At 59.8% G+C, this 20393-nt stretch carries 23 protein-coding genes and 1 tRNA gene; 13 read left to right on the top strand and 11 right to left on the bottom strand.

Annotation, left to right across the window (positions count from 1 at the left end; genetic code table 11):
* The first annotated feature begins 5 nt into the window (after positions 1–5).
* Both era and recO read left to right on the top strand, forming a co-directional pair.
* A complete protein-coding gene (era, locus tag K7H91_RS12155) occupies positions 6–929 on the top strand; it encodes a GTPase Era (RefSeq protein WP_230720550.1) in 924 nt (307 codons plus the stop codon).
* 21 nt (positions 930–950) lie between these two features.
* A complete protein-coding gene (recO, locus tag K7H91_RS12150) occupies positions 951–1706 on the top strand; it encodes a DNA repair protein RecO (protein ID WP_230720549.1) in 756 nt (251 codons plus the stop codon).
* On the opposite strand, the gene rsmA is transcribed toward recO, so the two are convergent.
* The 3 genes from rsmA to K7H91_RS12135 are packed head-to-tail and all read right to left on the bottom strand — an operon-like array spanning position 1703 to position 4500.
* Positions 1703–2530: a 16S rRNA (adenine(1518)-N(6)/adenine(1519)-N(6))-dimethyltransferase RsmA gene (gene rsmA / locus K7H91_RS12145; RefSeq protein WP_230720548.1), complete on the bottom strand. Its 828-nt coding sequence runs from the start codon at positions 2528–2530 to the stop codon at positions 1703–1705. The two genes, recO and rsmA, sit on opposite strands and share 4 nt — an antisense overlap.
* Entirely contained in the window at positions 2527–3543 is a 1017-nt protein-coding gene (gene pdxA / locus K7H91_RS12140; protein ID WP_230720547.1) for a 4-hydroxythreonine-4-phosphate dehydrogenase PdxA, read from the bottom strand. Before pdxA ends, rsmA begins: the two co-directional genes overlap by 4 nt.
* Before the next feature lie 3 nt (positions 3544–3546).
* Positions 3547–4500, bottom strand: coding sequence for a peptidylprolyl isomerase (locus K7H91_RS12135; protein WP_230720546.1), 954 nt, complete (start codon positions 4498–4500; stop codon positions 3547–3549).
* A 388-nt stretch (positions 4501–4888) separates the two neighbouring features.
* On the opposite strand from K7H91_RS12135, the gene K7H91_RS12130 reads away from it, so the two are divergent.
* From K7H91_RS12130 to K7H91_RS12115, 4 genes are all read left to right on the top strand, one after another.
* On the top strand, positions 4889–5887 hold the full coding sequence (locus K7H91_RS12130) for a TRAP transporter substrate-binding protein (protein ID WP_230720545.1): 999 nt from the start codon (positions 4889–4891) through the stop codon (positions 5885–5887).
* A gap of 70 nt (positions 5888–5957) precedes the next feature.
* Entirely contained in the window at positions 5958–6461 is a 504-nt protein-coding gene (locus tag K7H91_RS12125) for a TRAP transporter small permease (RefSeq protein WP_230720543.1), read from the top strand.
* Positions 6458–7723 (top strand): TRAP transporter large permease, encoded by a 1266-nt coding sequence (locus K7H91_RS12120; protein ID WP_230720541.1) that lies wholly within the window; start codon positions 6458–6460, stop codon positions 7721–7723. The genes K7H91_RS12125 and K7H91_RS12120 overlap by 4 nt, the downstream gene beginning before the upstream one ends.
* Positions 7724–7840: 117 nt before the next feature.
* Entirely contained in the window at positions 7841–8530 is a 690-nt protein-coding gene (locus K7H91_RS12115) for a Crp/Fnr family transcriptional regulator (RefSeq protein WP_230720538.1), read from the top strand.
* A gap of 67 nt (positions 8531–8597) precedes the next feature.
* On the opposite strand, the gene K7H91_RS12110 is transcribed toward K7H91_RS12115, so the two are convergent.
* Positions 8598–9212, bottom strand: coding sequence for a hypothetical protein (locus K7H91_RS12110; protein ID WP_230720537.1), 615 nt, complete (start codon positions 9210–9212; stop codon positions 8598–8600).
* A 555-nt stretch (positions 9213–9767) separates the two neighbouring features.
* On the opposite strand from K7H91_RS12110, the gene proS reads away from it, so the two are divergent.
* The 5 genes from proS to K7H91_RS12085 all read left to right on the top strand — a co-directional run bounded on the left by proS (position 9768) and on the right by K7H91_RS12085 (position 14137).
* Entirely contained in the window at positions 9768–11096 is a 1329-nt protein-coding gene (gene proS / locus K7H91_RS12105; RefSeq protein ID WP_230720535.1) for a proline--tRNA ligase, read from the top strand.
* A gap of 13 nt (positions 11097–11109) precedes the next feature.
* Positions 11110–12402, top strand: a complete 1293-nt coding sequence (locus tag K7H91_RS12100) for a lipoprotein-releasing ABC transporter permease subunit (protein ID WP_230720532.1) — start codon at positions 11110–11112, stop codon at positions 12400–12402.
* A 9-nt stretch (positions 12403–12411) separates the two neighbouring features.
* Positions 12412–13098 carry an ABC transporter ATP-binding protein gene (locus tag K7H91_RS12095; RefSeq protein WP_230720530.1) on the top strand — a complete coding sequence of 229 codons (687 nt, stop codon included), beginning with the start codon at positions 12412–12414 and terminating at the stop codon, positions 13096–13098.
* 445 nt (positions 13099–13543) lie between these two features.
* Complete coding sequence (locus tag K7H91_RS12090) at positions 13544–13807, top strand: hypothetical protein (protein WP_230720529.1); 264 nt, start codon at positions 13544–13546, stop codon at positions 13805–13807.
* Between the two features lie 245 nt (positions 13808–14052).
* Positions 14053–14137, top strand: a tRNA-Leu gene (locus K7H91_RS12085).
* Between the two features lie 202 nt (positions 14138–14339).
* Here the strand turns inward: K7H91_RS12085 and K7H91_RS12080 are convergent.
* Positions 14340–14519: a hypothetical protein gene (locus tag K7H91_RS12080; RefSeq protein WP_230720528.1), complete on the bottom strand. Its 180-nt coding sequence runs from the start codon at positions 14517–14519 to the stop codon at positions 14340–14342.
* A gap of 557 nt (positions 14520–15076) precedes the next feature.
* On the opposite strand from K7H91_RS12080, the gene K7H91_RS12075 reads away from it, so the two are divergent.
* Complete coding sequence (locus K7H91_RS12075) at positions 15077–16006, top strand: MrcB family domain-containing protein (RefSeq protein ID WP_230720527.1); 930 nt, start codon at positions 15077–15079, stop codon at positions 16004–16006.
* A 247-nt stretch (positions 16007–16253) separates the two neighbouring features.
* Complete coding sequence (locus K7H91_RS12070; protein WP_230720526.1) at positions 16254–16595, top strand: hypothetical protein; 342 nt, start codon at positions 16254–16256, stop codon at positions 16593–16595.
* 46 nt (positions 16596–16641) lie between these two features.
* Here K7H91_RS12070 and K7H91_RS12065 read toward each other — a convergent pair whose 3' ends face one another.
* The 6 genes from K7H91_RS12065 to K7H91_RS12040 form a co-directional block, all read right to left on the bottom strand.
* Complete coding sequence (locus tag K7H91_RS12065; RefSeq protein WP_230720524.1) at positions 16642–16860, bottom strand: hypothetical protein; 219 nt, start codon at positions 16858–16860, stop codon at positions 16642–16644.
* A gap of 108 nt (positions 16861–16968) precedes the next feature.
* A complete protein-coding gene (locus K7H91_RS12060; RefSeq protein WP_230720523.1) occupies positions 16969–17790 on the bottom strand; it encodes a DNA adenine methylase in 822 nt (273 codons plus the stop codon).
* A 143-nt stretch (positions 17791–17933) separates the two neighbouring features.
* On the bottom strand, positions 17934–18596 hold the full coding sequence (locus K7H91_RS12055; RefSeq protein ID WP_230720522.1) for a DUF4376 domain-containing protein: 663 nt from the start codon (positions 18594–18596) through the stop codon (positions 17934–17936).
* 12 nt (positions 18597–18608) lie between these two features.
* On the bottom strand, positions 18609–19547 hold the full coding sequence (locus tag K7H91_RS12050) for a phage tail protein (protein WP_230720519.1): 939 nt from the start codon (positions 19545–19547) through the stop codon (positions 18609–18611).
* Entirely contained in the window at positions 19547–19924 is a 378-nt protein-coding gene (locus tag K7H91_RS12045; RefSeq protein WP_230720518.1) for a hypothetical protein, read from the bottom strand. Before K7H91_RS12045 ends, K7H91_RS12050 begins: the two co-directional genes overlap by 1 nt.
* A complete protein-coding gene (locus K7H91_RS12040) occupies positions 19921–20391 on the bottom strand; it encodes a hypothetical protein (protein ID WP_230720517.1) in 471 nt (156 codons plus the stop codon). Before K7H91_RS12040 ends, K7H91_RS12045 begins: the two co-directional genes overlap by 4 nt.
* Positions 20392–20393 lie beyond the last annotated feature (2 nt).

Raw genomic sequence — 20393 nt, 5'->3', positions numbered from 1 at the left:
TTGCCATGACCGAGACTGAAACCATGCCGGTGGGCGTCGATACCCGCTCCGGCTTTGTCGCCCTGATCGGCCCGACCAATGCCGGCAAATCCACGCTGGTGAACCGCCTTGTCGGCGCCAAGGTGACGATCGTCAGCCACAAGGTGCAGACCACCCGCGCCACGCTGCGCGGGATCGCCATCCACGACAATGCGCAGATCGTGTTCATGGATACGCCCGGAATCTTCAAGCCGCGCCGCAGGCTGGACCGCGCCATGGTGATGGCCGCCTGGAGCGGCGCGCGCGATGCCGACGTGATCATGCTGCTGGTTGACAGCGAGCGCGGCCTCAAGGGCGATGCGGAGGCCATCCTCGAAGGCCTGAAAGAGGTGCGCCATCCCAAGATACTTGTGCTGAACAAGATCGACCGTGTGCGCCCGGAAGACCTGTTGAAGCTCGCCTCGGCCGCCAATGAGGCGATCGATTTCGAGGAGACCTTCATGATCTCCGCCACGAACGGTTCAGGCTGCGACGACCTGATGGACTATCTGGCGAAACGGCTTCCCGAGGGACCGTGGTATTATCCCGAGGACCAGATTTCCGACCTGCCGATGCGCCAGCTCGCCGCCGAAATCACCCGCGAGAAACTGTTCCTGCGACTGCATCAGGAACTGCCCTATTCCTCCCATGTCGAGACCGAGAAATGGGAAGAACGCAAGGATGGCTCGGTGCGCATCGAGCAGGTGATCTATGTCGAGCGCGACAGTCAGAAGAAGATCGCGCTCGGCAAGAACGGCGAGGCGATCAAGGCGATTTCCATGAGCGCGCGCAAGGAGTTGTCGGAAATTCTTGGTCAGCCGGTTCATCTTTTCCTGTTCGTGAAAGTGCGGGAGAACTGGGGCGACGATCCGGCCCGCTACCGCGAGATCGGGCTCGATTACTCGGATTGATCCGTCGGGAGACGCAGCACCTTGGAATGGCAGGATGAGGGCATTGTTCTGGGAAGCCGCCGCCATGGCGAGACCAGCGTGATCGCCGAGGTGATGACAGTGGATCACGGCCGCCATCTCGGCATGGTGCGCGGCGGTCGGTCACGGACCATGCGCCCGGTGCTGCAGCCGGGCAACCGGGTTTCGCTCCACTGGCGCGCGCGGCTGTCCGAGCATCTCGGCGAATTCCGGGTCGAACCGATCGAGCAGAGGGCGGCGCTGCTGATGCTTTCGGCGCCGGCGCTGCACGGCGTCCAGGCGATGGCTTCACTGCTGCGGCTGTTGCCGGAGCGTGATCCTCACCGTCATCTCTGCGCGGCGATGGAGGTGATCATCGCCCATCTCGATGACGCCAGCGCCGCCGGCGAGCTGTTCGTGCGCTTCGAACTCGCGCTGCTCAACGAACTCGGCTTCGGCCTCGATCTCGCCCAATGCGCGGCGAGCGGGGTGACGACGGACCTTGCCTATGTGTCGCCCAAGTCCGGCCGGGCGGTCTCAAACGCAGCCGGAACACCCTATGCCGACCGCATGCTGGCGCTGCCGATGTTTCTGCGACCGGACATGAACGAAGCGGCCGACCGGGCCGATCTGGAAGCCGGCTTCCGGCTGACCGGATTTTTCCTGAACCGCCACGTCTACGAGCCGCGCGGCCTGAAGCCGGACACGGCGCGCGAAAGCTTCATCCAGGCCACGCTTAAGGCGCTCGACGCTGCCTCTACCGAACATCAGATTCGCTAAAGATTTCGGGCAAGCTCGCAGAATTCCGCGATGCTGAGCGTCTCGGCGCGGCGCGTCGGATCGATGCCGGCCTTGGCGAGCAGCGCTTCGCCGCCGAGGCTCTTGAGGCTCTGGCGCAGCATCTTGCGGCGCTGGCCGAATGCGGCTTGCGTCACCTTTGCAAGGGCCGAGGCTGCCACAGGAAGCGGTTCGGCGCGGGGCGTGAGGTGCACCACGCTGGAGGTCACCTTGGGCGGCGGGGTGAAGGCCTGCGGCGGCACGTCGAAGGCGATCCGCGCCTCGGTCCGCCATCCGGCCAGAACGCCGAGCCTGCCATAGTGATTGTCGCCGGCTTTCGCGACGATGCGCTGGGCGACTTCCTTCTGGAACATCAGCGTCAGCGATTGCCAGTAGGGCGGCCATGCGCGCGGCAGCAGCCAGTTCACCAGAAGCTGGGTGCCGACATTATAGGGCAGGTTGGAGATGATCCTGACCGGGCGTTCACCGGCAAGCGCCGCGAAATCCGTCTTCAGCGCATCGCCGCTGATGATCTCCAGCCGACCCGGATAGTGTGAGGCGATTTCCTCCAGCGCCGGCAGGCAGCGCTCGTCGCGTTCGATGACGGTGAGCTTCTCTGCGCCGAGCGAGAGGATGGCGCGCGTCAGCCCGCCGGGGCCGGGGCCGACCTCGATGACATGGGCGCCTTCAAGATCGCCGGCGGTGCGGGCAATCTTCTGGGTGAGGTTGAGATCGAGCAGAAAATTCTGGCCTAGGGATTTCTTCGCGTCGAGATCATGGGCGGCAAGAACTTCGCGCAGCGGCGGCAGGTCGTCGATCTGGCTCATGCGGCGTTTACCGAAAGCCGCGCCGCGAGCTTCAGCGCCTCCTCCAGGCTGGTCGGATCGGCAATACCCCTGTCGGCGATATCGAAGGCCGTGCCGTGGTTCGGCGAGGTGCGCACGAAGGGCAGGCCGAGCGTCACGTTGACGCCGGCCTCGAAGCCGAGCGTCTTCACCGGTATCAGCGCCTGGTCGTGATACATGCAGATTGCCGCATCGTAGCGGGCGCGGGCGGCGGCGTGGAACATGGTGTCGGCGGGCAGGGGGCCGACGACATCGATGCCATCGGCGCGCAGGCGCTCAAGCGCGGGCCGCACGATTTCCTCGTCCTCGCGGCCGATCGTGCCCTGCTCCCCGGCATGGGGATTGAGGCCGGCGACGGCGAGGCGCGGCGCGGCAAGGCCGAAGCGGGATTTGAGCTCTTGCGCCGTGATGCGGATCGTATCGACGATCATGGCCTCATCAAGCGCGGCCGGCACGTCCTTCAGCGGAATATGGATCGTGACCGGCACCACCCGCAACGCCGGGCAGGCGAGCATCATCACCGGGCGCACGGCCTTTCCGGTCTCGCGCCCGGCAAGGGCGGCGAGGAACTCGGTATGGCCCGGATGCTTGAAGCCGGCGCTGTAGAGTACCGATTTGGCGATCGGATTGGTGACCACGGCGCTCGTCTTGCCGCGTATGGTGAGCTTCACTGCCGTCTCTATCGCCGCGATGGTGCCTTCTCCGGTCGCGGGATCGGGTTTGCCGGGAGCGGCGGTGAGCGCGGTGTCGATCGCGAACACGGGCAGAGTCTCGCCGAACCGCTCAAGCGCTGCCTCCGGCGCGGTGATCTCGATCGGAATATCAAGGCCGAGCATTTCCGCGCGTGCGGCAAGAATGCGCGGATCGCCGAGATAGATGAAGGGCGGCAGGCCGCTCTCGCCGCGTCTCTGCCATGCCTTCAGGGCGATCTCGGGGCCGATGCCGGCAGGATCACCCTGTGTCAGCGCCAGCGGTTTTACGGTGTCCGTTGCCAAGGATTACGACTTGCCCGGGGTGACGATCTGCGCCTTGTCCCGCAATTCCTCGAGATACTTCTCGCTTTCGGCGTCCGTGTCCATCTCGGCGGAATCCTCCTTGTTGCTCAGCACCAGCCGGGCGGCATAGTCGTCGCTGGCGGTCTTGCGCTCGCACACGGCCAGGAACTCCGCGCCCACCGGCGTGGTGATGACGGAGGTGGTGTCGCCGCTGGACTTGATCACCGGATCCTTCCACTGGGCCGGCAGTTGCGGCTCAAGGAAGCGGCCGAGATCGAGCACGGTCACATCGTTCATGGACGCGGCAAACGGGATCGCCTGATCGCAGCCGGGGAACTTCTTGCGCGCGGCTTCGGCTTCGCGCTTGCGCTTGGCCAGCAGCGAGCCGCGCTCCTTTTCCGGCACCACGAAGACGATCCGCTTCAGCAGGTACTCGGTGGTTTCAGGCTTCTTGCCTTCTTTTTCGGCCTCTTCAAGCTGCGGGATGAACTCGTCGTCGGAAAGCAGCGTGTTGGCGCCATAGCGGGCGCGCAGGAGCTGGCCCCAGCTCATGCTGACGGCGATGAAGAACTTGAAGTGATCGACCCCGACGCCGGCCTGGTTAAGAATGCTGCTCATCTGGGCGACGGACATGTTGTTGCCATTGGCGAAGTTCTGAAAGGCGTCATCGACTTCCGTCTGGGTGACGGAGGCGCCGCGGAACGCGATTTCGGACTGTTTCAGCGCCTGGTCGATCATCGCCTCGCGCGCCTTGGCGTCGGTCGCGCCCTTGGTGCCCATCAGCCGCAGCAGGGCCTTGCGCTTGGCGATATCGTCGTTGGTGATCGGCACATTGTTGACGATCACCTCGATATCGACGGTCCTGGCGAAAGCCGTCTGGGCAGGCACGCCGAAGATCGATGCGGTCGCGATCACGGCAGCGGCAAAGGCATTCACGGTAAATCTGGCGGCGTTCATGTCTTATTCCTTTCCCCGGCCGGGGCGAAAACGCCAACCGGCCGCACTTTAACTTTTGTGCGCGGGGCACATCATCTTTCGCTTTAATGCAGTCGAGCGTGCATTTGATCGCTTCATAGCCCACGTGCGTCCAGGAGACATGCAGGGCAGGTCCGCGAGCCGCATATCTATCCCGTATTTCTAATGGGAATGTTTTGTCCATTTCGGAGGCAAAAGCAAGGCATGGCTGGGATTCTGTGCTTAAGGAAACGCCAGTGCGATCTGAGAGCTGAACCCGTCCGTTGCGCGATCACGGAACGCTAAATGGAAGTGATCGTAAAAATTTGGACAATCCTCGCAAAGACTGCGGTTAGACTGATTAATCGAACGAATCATCAAGGGGAGGTCGATGAGGATTTCTTTCAAGGGGCTGCTGGCTGTCCTTCTCACCTGCGCGGCGACAGCTGCCCAGGCCGAACCGGTGACGCTGAAACTGGCGACGGGCGCGCTTGACGCGACGGTCTGGGCCAAGCAGACTCAGGCCTATGTCCAAAAGGTTGACGAGCTATCCGGCGGGCAGGTCAAGATAGAGATATTCTACGCCGGGCAGTTGGGGTCGATGGGTGACACCCTGACAAGTGCTTTGAGCGGACGGATCGACATGTGGTCCGGTTCGCTGCCTGTTCTTTCCGGCGTTGTGCCGGAACTCGATGCTCTCATGCTTCCTTTCCTTTTCGACAGCGACGAACAAGTCGTGTGCGCGGTGCCGAAGCTGACCGATACCGCCCAGGAGGCAGCGGGCAGGAAGTTTCACTTGTTGACCTTTTCGCCTGTCGAGTATCAGGCCATGTTTGCTTCAGAGCCGCTGCTGTCGCCGGATCTGCTGAAGGGGAAGAAAGTGCGCAGCGCGCCCTCCAAGCCATCGATCAATTTCTTCCAGTCGATCGGCGCCACACCCTTGCCGCTACCGGCCGAAGACACCCCGTCTGCTGCAAGCACCCACCTGGTCGATTCGGTGAATTTCGGGTTGACCTATGCAATGGCGTCCGGATTGACGCAGACGCTGCCGGTCTTCACCCGGGCGAACGTGCTCTTCAGCCTGGGAGCGGTGATCGTGTCTCCGCGAACCTGGGCAAAGCTCGATGATCAGCAAAAGGCCGCTTTGACCGGCGCTCTTTCGGTGCTGGAATTCGGTGCGAAACTAGAAGAAATCGAGGCATTTGAAAAAACGATGGCGGACAGGCTGCAGCAGGCCGGCGGCACCATCGTTCAACTGACGCCAGATCAGCAGCAACTCTGGAGGGACGCCGCGCGCGCCACCTGGGACAAATCCCTGGGAGAATTGGGCGGCGATGCCGCCGGTTTCTTCGAAGCTATTCAGAACGCGAAATCAGATTGTGGATCATAACGCTTGAAACCGAAAACAGGCGGCGCTCCGAAAGGCGCGTCCCCTTTCGTTTCCTAAAAAGAAGACCCCTATGATCCTCATGGCCCGACGTTTTCTGAATGCCGTATCGATTATCGAGAAAGCGATCGTCGTCCTGGCCTTTTCAGCCGTGCTGGCTGCCCTGTCCCTGGATGTCATCGGACGGGAGGTTTTTGCGCACGGTCTGTTCGGTTCCTCCAAGTTTGCCGTTTACGCCCTGATCTTCTGCGCCATGGCGGGCTTCGGTCTGGCGACTGCCAGCGGCGCGCATCTGCGGCCCCGGTTTCTTGATTTCGTCACGCAGGGCCGCGCCGAAGCGCCCGCGCGGCGGGTCGGACGGGTGGCCTCGGCGGCTATCCTTCTGTTTTTGGCGTGGGGCGCCATCGATATGGTGTCCTTTTCCCGCATGATCGGGGAGCGCGATCTCACACTGGGGTGGCTGGTCTGGCCGGTTCAACTGGTCCTGCCCGTGGCCTTTGTGCTCTCGGCGCTTCGCCATCTGATCTATGCGACGTTTGATGAATTGAACCCTGTGGAAGAGGAGCGGTTGGAATGATGGCCCTGCTGCTTCTCGGGGTCGCGATCCTGCTTCTGATCCTTCGGGTCGAACTGGTGCTGGTCCTGATGTTCGTCGCGGCTTCCGCCCAGCTTATCTGGGGCGGAGGCGCGCTGGAATATTTCCTGCAGGACATGTGGGCCACGATGGACCGCGAGTTGCTGCTGTCCGTGCCCCTGTTCATCCTGGTGGGCGCGGTCATGAGCCGCGGCAGCATCGCCGCGCGGCTTGTGGCTGTGATGACTGCCCTGACACGTCCTATCCCTGGCGGTCTCGCGGTGGCCACGATTTTGTCCTGTGCGGTGTTTTCGGCAATTTCAGGCTCTTCCATCGTGACCATGCTGGCAGTGGGATCGGTATTGTATCCGGCGCTGACCGCGAACGGCTATTCGCGGTCTTTCGCGATCGGGGCGTTGTGCGCTGGCGGGACGCTGGGAATCGTCATTCCGCCATCCTTGCCGATGATCCTGTATGGTGTTGTCACCGACAGCAATATTTCTGACCTGTTTCTGGCTGGCATCGGGCCGGGACTGCTGCTGACCGGTGTATTTTCGATTTATGCCGTTGCGGTGAACTGGTCGATACCGCGCGCGCGGTTCAGCACGGCCGATCTGGGGCAGGCCCTGTTTCGGGGCATTCCCGCCTTGCTGATGCCGGCCATTCTGCTGGGCGGAATCTACAGCGGCTATTATTCCCCCAACGAAGCCGCCGCCGTTGCGCTTCTTTATGCGCTCCTGGTCGAGGTGCTGTTCTTTCGGGAGCTGAAATCGCGAGACTATATCCATATCTGCGTAGAATCGGCGAAGCTGGTCGGGGCGCTGTTCCCGTTGATCGCCGTTGCGGTCTCCTTGAACCTGCTCCTCGCCGAACACCGTATCCCGCAACAGATCATCGCCTTCATGACCGACCATGTGCAGAACGAGGCCGTGTTCCTGCTGCTGACCAATCTGATGCTGCTGATCATCGGCTGTTTCATGGATACGGCGTCATCGATCGCAATCACAGCGCCGCTCTTGAAACCGCTTGCCGAGGCCTATGGCGTCGGCAGCACGCATCTGGGCGTTATCATTGTTCTGAACCTGGAAATCGGTATCCTGACCCCGCCGCTCGGGCTGAACCTGATTGTGGCGATGACGGCGTTCAAGGAAAATTTCGGCGTCGTCTGTCGCGCGGCCATTCCTTTTGTGCTGCTGATGATCGTGTGCCTGCTGCTGGTGACCTTCCAGCCCTGGATCGCAATGGCGCTGGTCAACGCGCGTTAAGGCGCTTCGTTGCGCCGTCCAATGCTTGGCTGAAGGAATACCGGTTGCGGGATTGTATGTATTGTTACATTCTCCCGTGGACCGGCTTGGCCCGGCCCGCCCCGAGGGAGAGCCACCATGGCAGGAAATGTTACCCAGCTTTTCAAGGAATTCAGCGACACGCATAACTTTCTGGCCGGCATGACCGCGGAGCAGAAGGAGCGCCTCGCAACGATTGCCTCTGTCAAGAAATTTGTAAATCGTCAGACAATCGCCACGCCCAGCGCCCCCATGGATGGGATTTATTTCATTATTCGCGGCAGCGTCAGGCTGGAGAATATCGCCGAAAACGGAGAGCGGTTTCTGTCCGGCGATCTGATGGCTGGCGACGTCTTCGGGCTCCTGTCGGTGCTCGATGGCAAGAACCCGAACCATTATGCTGCCTGGAATGGCGAGAGCACGGCCATTTTCGTGCCGGCCGGACAGTTCAGGGATTTCATCTTCTCTGACCTGCAACTGACAAAGGCAATGCTTCAATTGATGTGCCAGCGCGTTCGCATGTCACTGATATCATTCAATCGCTTCGCGCCCGGCAACCTTACCGCTCGCGTGGCGCGGTGCCTGATGACCTATATAGACCAGTTTGGTCCCGAACAGATGGAGCGAGCACAGATCGCGATCAATCAATATGATATCGCCGCAATGCTGAGTGTTTCCCGACAGAGCGTCCACAAAGTGCTCAAGGAGCTTGAGGCGAGTGGCGTCGTGACCATCGGGTATAATTTTGTCGACATTCGCGATCTGCCGAGACTGAGAAATCTGCAGTAGGGTTTTACGAATTTCGATCCACCAGGGCGTCCTCGCAGGATCGGTCACTACGCTTGGCCGGCGTTAGCTAGAATTTGTAGCGCAGGAAGGCGCTGCCGAGGCCGTAGTCGAAATCGTCGGCCGCCGCGTCGTCCGTGGAGGCGCCATATTCGATGCGGGCGCCGAGTTCCAGGCCGGTCGGTATGAATTTGATGCTGGTTTCCAACCCGCCGAACAGGGCGCCGGTATCGATATCCTCGCTCTGATAGCCGAAGCGCGATGAGCTGGTTTCGACCGTGCCGTAAAGCTGCCGGTAGCCCGCGAACGGGGAGATGGTGACAACGCCGAGATTGGCCTTGCCCTGGACATAGCCGCCGATCGAGGAGAACCGGGTTTCGCTGGTGCCGGTCCCGTAGCGCTGTGACAGGCTCGCGGACGTGCTGCCGAGGCTCGAAAACCCGGTAATGCCGGCGCAGATATTGAACGGACCCTCGCTGCAGATGCCCAGCCGCCCGTCTATGCCCCAATAGGTGTTGGCGATCAGATCGTCCATCGCGTCGTCATTCATGTGCAGCATCAACGCCGCCGGCCCGCCGGAAACGTCGAGATAGAAGAGGTCGGACAACTCCGCCGCGCGGACTTGCGTGGCCGTGGCGAGGGGCAGGGCGACAGAAAGAAGGGCGACGTGCGGAAAACGGCTCAAAACGGGGCCTCGACAGGATGCTCGGAACCGTTCTTGTCGTGCAGGCGCCGTGCAGGGTCAAGGACGCGCCGCAACTTCCCGTTGCGGTGGTCAACAAAGGCTTAAGGGGAGCCCGGTTTCTGAAAGCCAAAAAAAAACAAGGCCAAAGGCCCTGTTTTTCAAGTATCGCGTGATCTGTTCCGTTGCCGGGGCTGCGCAAAGCGCGCCAAGATCGATCCTCCCAAGACTTTACCGCGAATAAAAGGCAAAGATTTAAGCTCCCTGCCTGTTTTATGGGCTCAACCTAGCCCAATGATTGGGCCTTGTCATCCCTTATTTTGCATTTTTGCGACAGTGGGAGAAGTTTTTACGTTTGACAAACAGGTTTGTGCATTCTGCAACGTTGCATGTGGTTGACATTTTCCGGCCGCTCCCCATGGCGACCATTAAATCATCCTTTTTCAGCCGCGTATCCCCGCTTTGATTCTCGTTCGCAACCCGTTAAAAGGGGCCGGAACAAACCTGATTTGCCCCATGATTCCCGACTGAACGGGATAAGCCAGAAAGCAGATTGTCATGCGTCTTTCCCGTTATTTTCTGCCGATCCTGAAGGAGAATCCCAAGGAGGCGGAGATCGTCTCGCACCGATTGATGTTGCGCGCCGGCATGGTGCGCCAGCATTCGCAGGGCATCTATTCCTGGCTGCCGCTCGGCAAGCGCGTTCTCGACAAGGTCAACCGCATCATCCGCGAGGAACAGGACCGCTCCGGCGCGGTGGAGCTTTTGATGCCGACCATGCAGTCCGCCGATCTGTGGATGGAAAGCGGCCGCTACGAGGCCTATGGCAAGGAAATGCTGCGGATCACCGACCGCCAGGACCGGGCAATGCTGTTCGGCCCCACCAATGAGGAAATGATCACGGAGATTTTCCGCTCCTACATCAAGTCCTACAAGCATCTGCCGCTCAACCTCTACCACATCCAGTGGAAGTTCCGCGACGAGATCCGCCCGCGCTTCGGCACGATGCGTTCACGCGAATTCATGATGAAGGACGCCTATTCCTTCGATCTGACGCTGGAAGGCGCCGAGCATTCCTACCGCAAGATGTTCGCCGCCTATCTGAGGACCTTCGACCGTCTCGGCCTGCGTGCGATCCCGATGCGCGCCGATACCGGCCCGATCGGCGGCAATCTCAGCCATGAATTCATCATTCTGGCCGAGACCGGCGAATCCGAAGTGTTCTGCCACCGCGACTTCGTCAATTTCGACATTCCGCCCGCCGATCTCGATTTCGACAGCGTCGATGCGCTGAAGGGCATTTTCGACAAGTGGACGTCTCTCTATGCGGCGACCGACGAGATGCATGACGATGCCGCCTTCGACGCGCTGCCGGAGGGCGAGCGCCTGTCCGCGCGCGGCATCGAGGTTGGCCATATCTTCTATTTCGGCACCAAATATTCCGAGCCCATGGGCGCCAAGGTTCAGGGGCCGGACGGCAAGGAGCACCCCGTCCACATGGGTTCCTACGGTATTGGCCCGACGCGCCTTGTTCCCGCCATCATCGAAGCCTCCCATGACGAGAACGGCATCATCTGGCCGGATTCGGTGGCGCCGTTCGATGCGGTGATCATCAACATGAAGGCCGGTGACGCGGCCTGCGACGGGGTCTGCGAGAAGCTCTACGAGGCCTTGCAGAATGCCGGCCTGGACGTGCTCTACGACGATACCGACGAACGCGCCGGGGGCAAGTTCGCGACCGCCGACCTGATCGGCGTTCCGAGCCAGGTTGTTGTCGGTCCGCGCGGCGTCGCCAATGGCGAGGTCGAACTCAAGGACCGCAAGACCGGCGCGCGCGACGCCATGACAGTGGAAGCCGCGATCGCAAAGCTCACCAACGGGCGCTGAGGAGAACGGATTGATGGCTGCGGCCTCAGAGACAGACGAGAGTTTGAAGGTAGCCAAGCCGTTTTCCGTGTTCGAGCGCATGGTGGCCTGGCGCTATCTGCGATCGCGCCGCAAGGAGGCGTTCATCTCGGTGATCGCAGGCTTCTCCTTCGTCGGCATCATGCTGGGCGTTGCCACGCTGATCATCGTGATGGCGGTGATGAACGGGTTCCGCAGCGAGCTGGTGAGCCGCATTCTCGGCATTAACGGCCATGTCGTGGTGCTGCCCGCCGGCGAGCCCTTCAAGGATTATGCCGCGTTGACCGAGAGGCTCGAAGGCGTTGAGGGCGTTCGTCTCGCCTTTCCGCTGGTCGAAGGCCAGGCGCTGGTCTCCGGCGCGCAAGGGGCGGGCAGCGGCGCGCTGGTCCGCGGCGTTCGGCCGGACGACATGCTGAAGTTGAAGACCGTCTCCGACAACATCAAAGAGGGCGACATGGTCGGCTACGCCGCCGGCGAGAGCGTGCTGATCGGCTCGCGCATGGCGACCTCGCTCGGGCTTTTTGTCGGCGACAAGATCACGATGATCTCGCCGGAGGGCGACGTCACCCCCTTCGGCGTCAATCCGCGCGTCAAGGCCTATCCGATCTCCGGCATTTTCGAGATCGGCATGTCGGAATATGATGCCTCGATCATCTTCATGCCGCTCGCCGAGGCGCAGGCCTATTTCAACGCCGGCGACAAGGTGCAGAGCATTGAGGTGTTCCTCGATCATCCCGACGATGTCGACGCGGTGGTCCCGAGGATCCGGGAGGCCGCCGGCGAGGATATCGTGATTTCCGACTGGCGGCAGAACAACCGCACCTTCTTTTCCGCGCTGGAGGTGGAGCGCAATGTGATGTTCATGATCCTGACGCTGATCGTGATCGTCGCTGCCCTCAACATCATTTCCGGGCTGATCATGCTGGTGAAGGACAAGGGCCAGGACATCGCGATCCTGAGGACCATGGGCGCGACCTCGGGGGCGATCATGCGGATCTTCTTCATGACCGGGGCCGCGATCGGCGTGGTCGGCACCTTTGCCGGCGTCTTTCTCGGGGTGGTCGTCTGCCTCAATATCGAGTCGATCCGCCAGTTTTTCTCCTGGATCACCGGGACGGTGCTGTTCGATCCGCAGCTCTATTTCCTGAGCACGCTGCCCGCGGAAATGAGCCTTAGTGAGACGCTGACGGTCGTGATCATGGCGCTGACGCTTTCCTTCATCGCCACCATCTTCCCTGCCTGGCGGGCTTCGAAGCTCGATCCGGTGCAGGCGCTGCGTTACGAATAGGAGCCTTTCTTGACCACTCCGGCACTTGAGTTGCGCGAAATCGCGCGGAAATACGGGCAGGGCGATTCGGTCCTGCAGGTGCTCAAGGGCGCTTCGTTGACGCTGATGCCCGGCGAAATGGTGGCGCTGGTCGCGCCTTCGGGGACGGGCAAATCGACGCTGCTGCAGATCGCCGGCCTTCTGGAAAAGCCCACATCCGGTGAGGTCATGCTCGGCGGTCGCGAGGCGACGGCGCTTTCCGATGACGAGCGCACCACGCTGCGCCGCAACGATATCGGCTTCGTCTACCAGTTCCACCATCTGCTGCCCGAGTTTTCGGCGCGCGAAAACATCATGCTGCCGCAGCTGATCGCAGGCTTGCCGCCGCAAGAGGCCGGAACCCGCGCCGACGAGATGCTGGGCTATCTGCGGATCGGCCATCGCGCCGAACACCGCCCGGCCGAGCTTTCCGGCGGCGAGCAGCAGCGCGTGGCGATTGCCCGCGCCGTGGCCAATGCGCCCCGGCTGCTGCTTGCCGACGAGCCGACCGGCAATCTCGATCCGCAGACGGCGTCCTATGTTTTCGAGGCGCTGGAGGCGCTTGTGCGGCAATCCGGCCTCTCGGCCCTGATCGCCACCCACAATCTTGACCTTGCCGCCCGCATGGACAGGCAGGTAACGCTCGACGACGGACAGGTCGTGCCCCGCGTGATCTGAGCAAACGCGGCCTCCATATCCCCCCACCGGTTTCAGGAACTTGGACCATTTCGACGGTCGGGCACAATTGCGCCTGCCGACACCCATAGAGTACTTGCAAGATAGGAATATTATCCTATATAATAAATACAACCTATGATAGTTAATGCCAAAAGGGTCCCATCGAAAGCTTGGACGCGAACATGGTATTCCGGACACTTGCTATGAAGAAAATTTTCGCTTGATGACAAGTGAGATATACAAATCATGAATTTAATGAAAATTGTTTAATATTAGTTTAGTGTATATTTACGAGTGATCTGGATTAGTCAATTAACAATGCATAATATACAAGTAAATAAATCCTAAATTAGAAATCTTTACTTATTATGATTGGAGTTTATAATTATAACTCGTCTGAGAGATCGGGAAGGTTGGAAGCATTAGCAGACAGGAGAGGTTGGCTATGGGTCGAAATGAAGTAGAAAATCAGGATCAGAAAAACACCAGGTCCGAGGAAGAGAGGGAAGCGTGGAATCGTTACATGCGCAATTTCCGGCGGGGCTTCCGCAAGCGCGGATTGACCAGCCTTTCGACGGTCATTACCACCGAACATTCTGAATTCATTGAGCGTTATGGTCGCGACAAGGAGTGCCAGTCCAAGCGGGAGGCTTTGATGATGATCATCGACGACGTCAAATCCCGCTATGATCAGGAAAGCGACGGCTGAGACCGCGGAGGTCGCTCGCGACCGTCGCCAGCCACCTGAGAACGGCCCTTTGGGCTAATTTTGCTACCATAGGTAGATTAATCAGGGCGGGAAGGGCATCTCTGTCTGGCGCTGCCATGACAGTTGAACGTCCGTCGCCCTGACCGTCGTTTCACGATATCGGCTTGCATCACCCGCCTGCATCGCATAATAGGCTTCGCGACGTCCTCCCTCCGGTTGCGTAACCGCGACCATGGAGCGGCATTGCGCGTGTGGCGGAATTGGTAGACGCAGCAGGTTTAGGTCCTGCCGCCGCAAGGTGTGGGGGTTCGAGTCCCTCCACGCGCACCATTGTAGCTGTAGCTGTTTGTAGCGTGTGTAGCGTGACTGTAGCGTGACGCGCGGTTTTGCAATTTTGACAGCTGGTTTTGCAGCAATCTCAATTTGGATCAGTCGAGTAAGAACGGAAGATGATAGCGCCGGGGCGGCTTCGGACATTGTTGAAAAAGCCGCCGAGGTTTTGCCAAGGCGGCTCTCACGATTTGCTGCTAGTTCATTCCTCGCCATTCTTCACAAGCTCAAACGCCCCATACAAGCGCACCGCCACTTCAGAATGCCCGAGATAAATGGAAACGTGCAACACGGACTCGATTGCACCTGCGAGCCATTTATCATCAGGCTGCTTGAGCCTCACCTGGCTATCGTCAATGATCCTTACTGGATTAATCGTCATGATCGATCTCCTGCGTGATACTGCAGAAGTTTGGGTTTTCGGCTAAGAACAAGCTATTCAGAGAACCGAAATGTAAACTCATGGTCTGTTTCAAGCTAACCTCCATCAAAGGATTTACAAGCGTGTCCATGACCCAGTTTTTTTTATATTTTTGCATTTTCTAAACTAATTTCAGCAATAAAGTTTACTTGAAATTGAATTTTTGTCGAATCCTTACTTTTACGGAGGCATTAGCCGTTCGCAGCATTCAGAGTGGCGGAGCAGCGTGACGTGCGGTTTTTTGCGATTTTGACAGGTCGTGATCTGAGTCCCCGCTTCCTTCCGTCCAGGAGAATACCGCGGAAAACTCCAACACCAAGCGGTCCAGTTTTCAGAGCACAGATCATTGTTTTGCAGCAAACCGTTTTTCACTAAGCAGTTTGTGCGACTGTTTTTTTTGCCTTGCGACGCCATGAATAGTCTTTTTCCTCTCCATTCACCGTTTGCTATACGGTTGGGATGCTAGACATCAACAATTGGATTGATGACGGTCTTTGCTGAAAATGCTGGAGAGAAATATGGCGCTTAGGGAAATGCTCGGTCGAATACTCGATGATCATCCAAAGGCAACCGCCGAGAAGTTTGCTGGGCATGTGACGGCGCACTTCATTCGACGCGAGGCGCCCGAGGCGGTTCGCAAGCACGTCGATCCAAATTACATTGTGGAAGGTAGTGCTGGGCGTGCAAACTGGGCCGAGACCCCTTGGATCGCTATCCTTGATCCTCTTGTTACAAACTCAACCCAAGCCGGCTTCTACATTGTTTATCTTTTCAATTCCAAGGCACGTTCGGTCTCCCTGTCTATTAACCAAGGGGTCACCGCCGTGGAAAAAGAGTTTGGAAGCGGAAAGGCACAAAGAGATATCTTGCGAGCGAGAGCTGCGGTAATGCAGCAGCGGCTCGAACCCACTTTTCGCTTTCCGGCTAATCAGATTTCACTTTCCGAAGCGACGCCTCTATCGAAGGCTTACCAGTGGGGGCACGTCTCCGGTTTTGAATATCAGGGGCGCTCACTCCCCTCCGAAACTATTTTGATCGAAGATCTCTCGACCGCAATCAAGGCCTATCAAACTCTGGTCGAAAAGAATGGCTATGTGCTGGAAGAAGAAAACAATGACGCACAAACCGTCGAGGAACGTCGCCAGTTGCGCATGCATGAGCGTATTGAGCGTGTCTCCGCGAGTGCAAAGAAGGTAAAGCAACTAAAGGGATTTGTCTGCGAGGTTTGCGGCTTTGACTTCGAGGAGACATACGGCAGTTTAGGGCACGAATTCATCGAAGCTCATCACCTCGTTCCCATTGCAAGCCTGGATGCAGGTGCAAGCAGAAAAGTAGACCTAAGAAAGGACTTTGCCGTACTCTGTGCCAATTGCCATCGGATGGCACACAGGCTCGATGATCCGTCGCAACTCTCTGTCTTGAAGGCAAATATTAATTCCGAAAGCTGAAACTATGACTTCTTTCGAGGCCAAAAGCTCACGATAACAAACGCCACGAGCAAGAAGAAAATCGCGATGGATAGGCCCGCCGATATGATTTCAAGAAGCTGCATTTTTTGACCAGGCGTGATCAGTTTCCGAATGCGCATCGAACAATAGTCTAACCCAAAACCGCTTCATATTGCACCCATTGGTTTTATCGGCAATGCTAGGCACGTAGAGGGGCCACCAGGGCCTTTCTGGAGTGGGGGACCCTATGAAAATATTATTGATCGGCACTGCAGTGGTCGCGGTGCTCTTAAGCGGTTGTGCGCGAAGGCCAGACTCTATCAGCGCAACAAGCATCCCGATGGAAGCGTATACCGGCGATAGCTGCAGTTCGCTAAATCAGCAGCTCACAAACGAGAAAGAGAATTTGTCGACGCTCTCCAAGCAGCAACACGATGCCGCGAATGGAGATGCATTTGGTGTATTTCTCATCGGCGTTCCTATTGGAAGCCTAGCTGGCGCGGACAAGGAGGGTGAGATTGCAACCTCCAAAGGCAAAATAAACGCAATGGAAGCCGCGATGCACAAGAAGAAGTGCGCTGGCTTTTGATCACCAACTAAAGCCCGCTCCGCTATCCGAGGCGGGCTTTCCTTTTTCAATCTATCGCCGTCACCCGATGAATGGCCCGCGCCGCCGCCAGCAGTGATGCCAGTCGCTCGATCGTGGCGTCGACCGGGGCGAGCGCGCCTATCGCGCTGTTGCGGCGGCCCTGGCCGATGTCCTCGGCGGCGAGGTCGATCTGGTTCATGATGTCCTCGGCGTCGCGCTGCATGGCCTTGATGATCTGGGTGATCGCGATCTTGTTGTCACTCATGTCGGTCTCCTTTGTTGATGACCGGACCATCGCTCTCGGCGCGGCCGAAGACGAGCAATCCACATGCTTCCGTCGGCCGGACGTGAATCAGTTTTGCTCCCGCCGACCTCACTCGGCCGCCACGCGCAAAGACTTTGCTGGCGTTATGATGACCTCCTTCACGCCCTTCCCATTCCCTTCACCGATCGAATAAGTGCAATCCACCTCCTCGATGACGAACCGTGAGAAGGTTTCGAAGACGTCTTGAACGGCGTTTAAGGACAGGATGAAGGTGCCTTGAAGGACGGCTAAGACCTCCGCCATTGCCTCGAAGTCCGCCCGGCCGAAGACGCCCGCACCATAGTCGGCCTCGTTTCCCCAATAGGGCGGGTCGAGATAGAACAGCATGCCGGGCCGGTCATAGCGGCGGATGAAGTCTTGCCAGGGCAGGCATTCGATGACGACGCCGGCGAGGCGCTCGTGGATGTCTTCCAGCGTCGAGGCGAGTTTGACCAGGTTGAAGCGCGCGCCGGTGGTCTTGCTGACGCCGAAGTTCCGGCCGGCGACCTTGCCGCCGAAGGCGAGGCGCTGGAGATAGAGGAAGCGGGCGGCGCGTTCGAGATCGGTCAGCGTCGTCGGATCGGTCCTCATCAGCCGCTCGAACTCCCGCCGGCCGGAGACCTGGAAGCGGAGCGTATCCATGAACTGCGGAAAGTGCCGCTGCAGGATGCGGAAGAAATTGGCGACATCGCCGCTGATATCGTTGATCACCTCCGTCCTCGGCTGGCGATCGCGGCGCAGGAACACGCCGCCCATGCCGACGAAGGGCTCGGCGTAACCGTCATGCGGGGTCGCGTTGATCTTGCGGATAACGGTCTTCGACAGGATGCGCTTGCCGCCGATATAGCCGGCGGCGGGAACGGCCGGGGCGACCGGGCGCTGATTTACCATTTCAAATATCTCACGACTCAGCCACAAAGCGCGGGCCCTTCGGGGTGCGGGTGTGGCGGTTATCGTATAGTGCTGCCCGGCGGGTCATGACGCCAATCTAGACCCCGCCGCGCCATGGCCGTGAGGCCATGGCCACCTGCCTGCTATGCTTGCGTAGGCCACGCCGCCGCCAGATCAGCAAAGGCGTCATCGATGGCGGTCGTATCGGTAACGGAACCGTCCGCGATCGCGGCAAGCACCGCCGCCCGCCGATCGAAGGTCGATTGCACGAATTCGCCGACGGCCGTCGCCAGTGCGATCGCCTCGGCGGCCGACAGGCTCACCATCCCGTCGCCGGTATCAAAGTTGAAGGTACGCGCCTCGTCCTGCCGGGCTAGCATCGCCATGCCGTTGATCAGCGCAATCGCGCCGTCGTCGCATCTGACCCGGACGCCATTGATATCCGTGCCGGCGACGCGGATGCGCCAGGAGAGGTCGCGGGCATAGGCGGCCAGCTCATCAACCGTCAGCGGCGACGGGGAGACGACCGGCTTCTCCGCAAGCAATCCGAGCTCGGCCGGATCACCCAGGCTTTCGACCTCGACGGCGTTGCCATTCTCGTCGAACCATGTCTGTCCGCGATAATCCGCAACGAGGCTCCATCGACTGTCGGAAAATACGCTTGCCTCATGCGGCCCTGCGGCGGGTGGCGCGATGGTCACGGCATTTGCGGGCACGAGGAAGCGGCCTTCCTCCAGCGGATCGGCATCGGCTTGACCCGATCCCAGAAACTCGCCGGTCGCCGCGCTGAAATGATAGATCTTCATGAAAGCCTCCCGTCAGTATTTGATGCATGCGAGCAAGGCCCGGTTCTGAGGACGCGTTTCGGAGCCTCCATAAGCACCGGTATTGAGAAAGGCCACGGAGCCGTCCGTGGAGTTTGGGGCTATCCAACGGGTAGCGCCGCCACCCTGATTGGCGATCTGCGTCGTGTGAGTGTGCGACCTCATTTCGTCCGGTTGCCACTTGCCGAACAACCGTCCGCTGTCGACGCCACGCCCGTCGTCGAAGGCTCGGATGAACTCACCGCGCAGATCGGGCAGATTAAAGGTCGCCGCGCCATCGCCGACGCCGAACGTGGTCCCGATCACCGCGAACAATGCCGAATAAGACGTGCGGGACACCGCCGCGCCATTTGCCTTCAACCAGCCAGTCGGCGCCGTTGTCATTCCGAAGAACGCGACTTGGCCTGCCGCCTGCTTCTCAAGGCCAAGCGTCTGCCTCATCGTCGACGCATCGGGATCACCCAGCAGGGTCCCGGCGAAAGCAGTTATGCCCAGCGTGGTCATCACCTCGGCGGCGTCGGTTTGTGATAGAAGGGTCCGGGCAAATGTCGTGATCGTCGCGAGCGCGGCGGAGCCTTCGCCGCTGAAGTACGGCAGTTTGTCGGCCGCCGGGACGAGGCCGGAGAGCGCGGAAAGCGCGGCGTTATCGAGCCGCCGGATATAGTCCGCCAGCGCCACCGCATTGGCGATCACCTGATTGGCGTCATCCTGCCGTGCCAGCGCGTAGGCATAGGTCCCGGAAGCGCCGACCCACTCCGTCGCGGCCGTGATCGTCGTGTCGCTGTCGACGCTTGCGATCGGCAGCGGGTTTCCAGCCGCCTGCGGATAGATGACGCCACCCTTGACCAGAGCCGTGGCCCAGCCGGTGTCGGTTCCGGTGACGGCGGCCGACCCATTGGTGAGCGTGATTGTGCCTGTGGCGTAAGCGGTCATCAGATAACCTCGTCGAAGATGAATGCGGAGATGGTCAGCGGCCGGCCGAGCATGTTGTAGAGCCTGAGCCGGTCGTAATAGGGCTCGAAGCGGGCGTAGAAGGTCTTCTCGCCGGGAATGGTGTTGTCCGTTGCCTTGAGCACGATGAAGGGCGGCAGCGCGTAGTCTTTTGCCGTGTTGATCATCACGGTGGAGGGCGGGCCGCCGGAGGAGCGTGCGGCAACCCAGGCGGTCACCACCTCCTTTGGCGTCAGCGGCCGCATGCCTTCCTTGATGGTCAGATGCTGGTCTGCCGCCGTCAGCGCATCGTGACCGGGCATCGAGACGCGAAAGCGGAACGCGCCATTGTCATTGCCGATGAACACCCGCCGCGTCATGTCGCCCTCTTCAGGATGATGTAATAGAAGTCGAAATCCGCGTTGCGCGGGCCGGTGTCGGCGTAAGCCTTGGCCTTAATCGTCCAGTTGTTCTCCAGCCAGACGCCGAAGGAAAACGGGACCTCGCCGAGGGTCGTGTCGCGATTGACGCAACTGCTTGTCGGGTAATAGCTGGAGTCGACCGGAACCGCGTTGGCGTTGTGCGGATTGGCGTAGGTCATCGACCCGTAGAACAGCGGCCTATAGCCAAGGTCGGGAAAATTGACCGTTGCCCACCATGTCGAGTAGCCGTTGCCAGTGGTGCGGCCCATGCGAAAGCGTCCCTCGGCATGCACGGCTACATTCTGGTAACGGGAGTCGAGCAGCAGCGCGCCGGTCGGGTTGACGACGTCGTCGCCGGGCCGGCTCAAAAACGCGCCGGCAACGCCGAAGCCCGGATGCCTGCCGATGATGATGCGTCTTGCCATCG

Origin of the sequence: Martelella mediterranea, assembly GCF_021021415.1 — a bacterium.
GTDB classification, from domain to species: domain Bacteria; phylum Pseudomonadota; class Alphaproteobacteria; order Rhizobiales; family Rhizobiaceae; genus Martelella; species Martelella mediterranea_C.
Note: the sequence above shows the minus strand (reverse complement) of the source record. Positions and strands in the feature narration are given on the sequence as shown.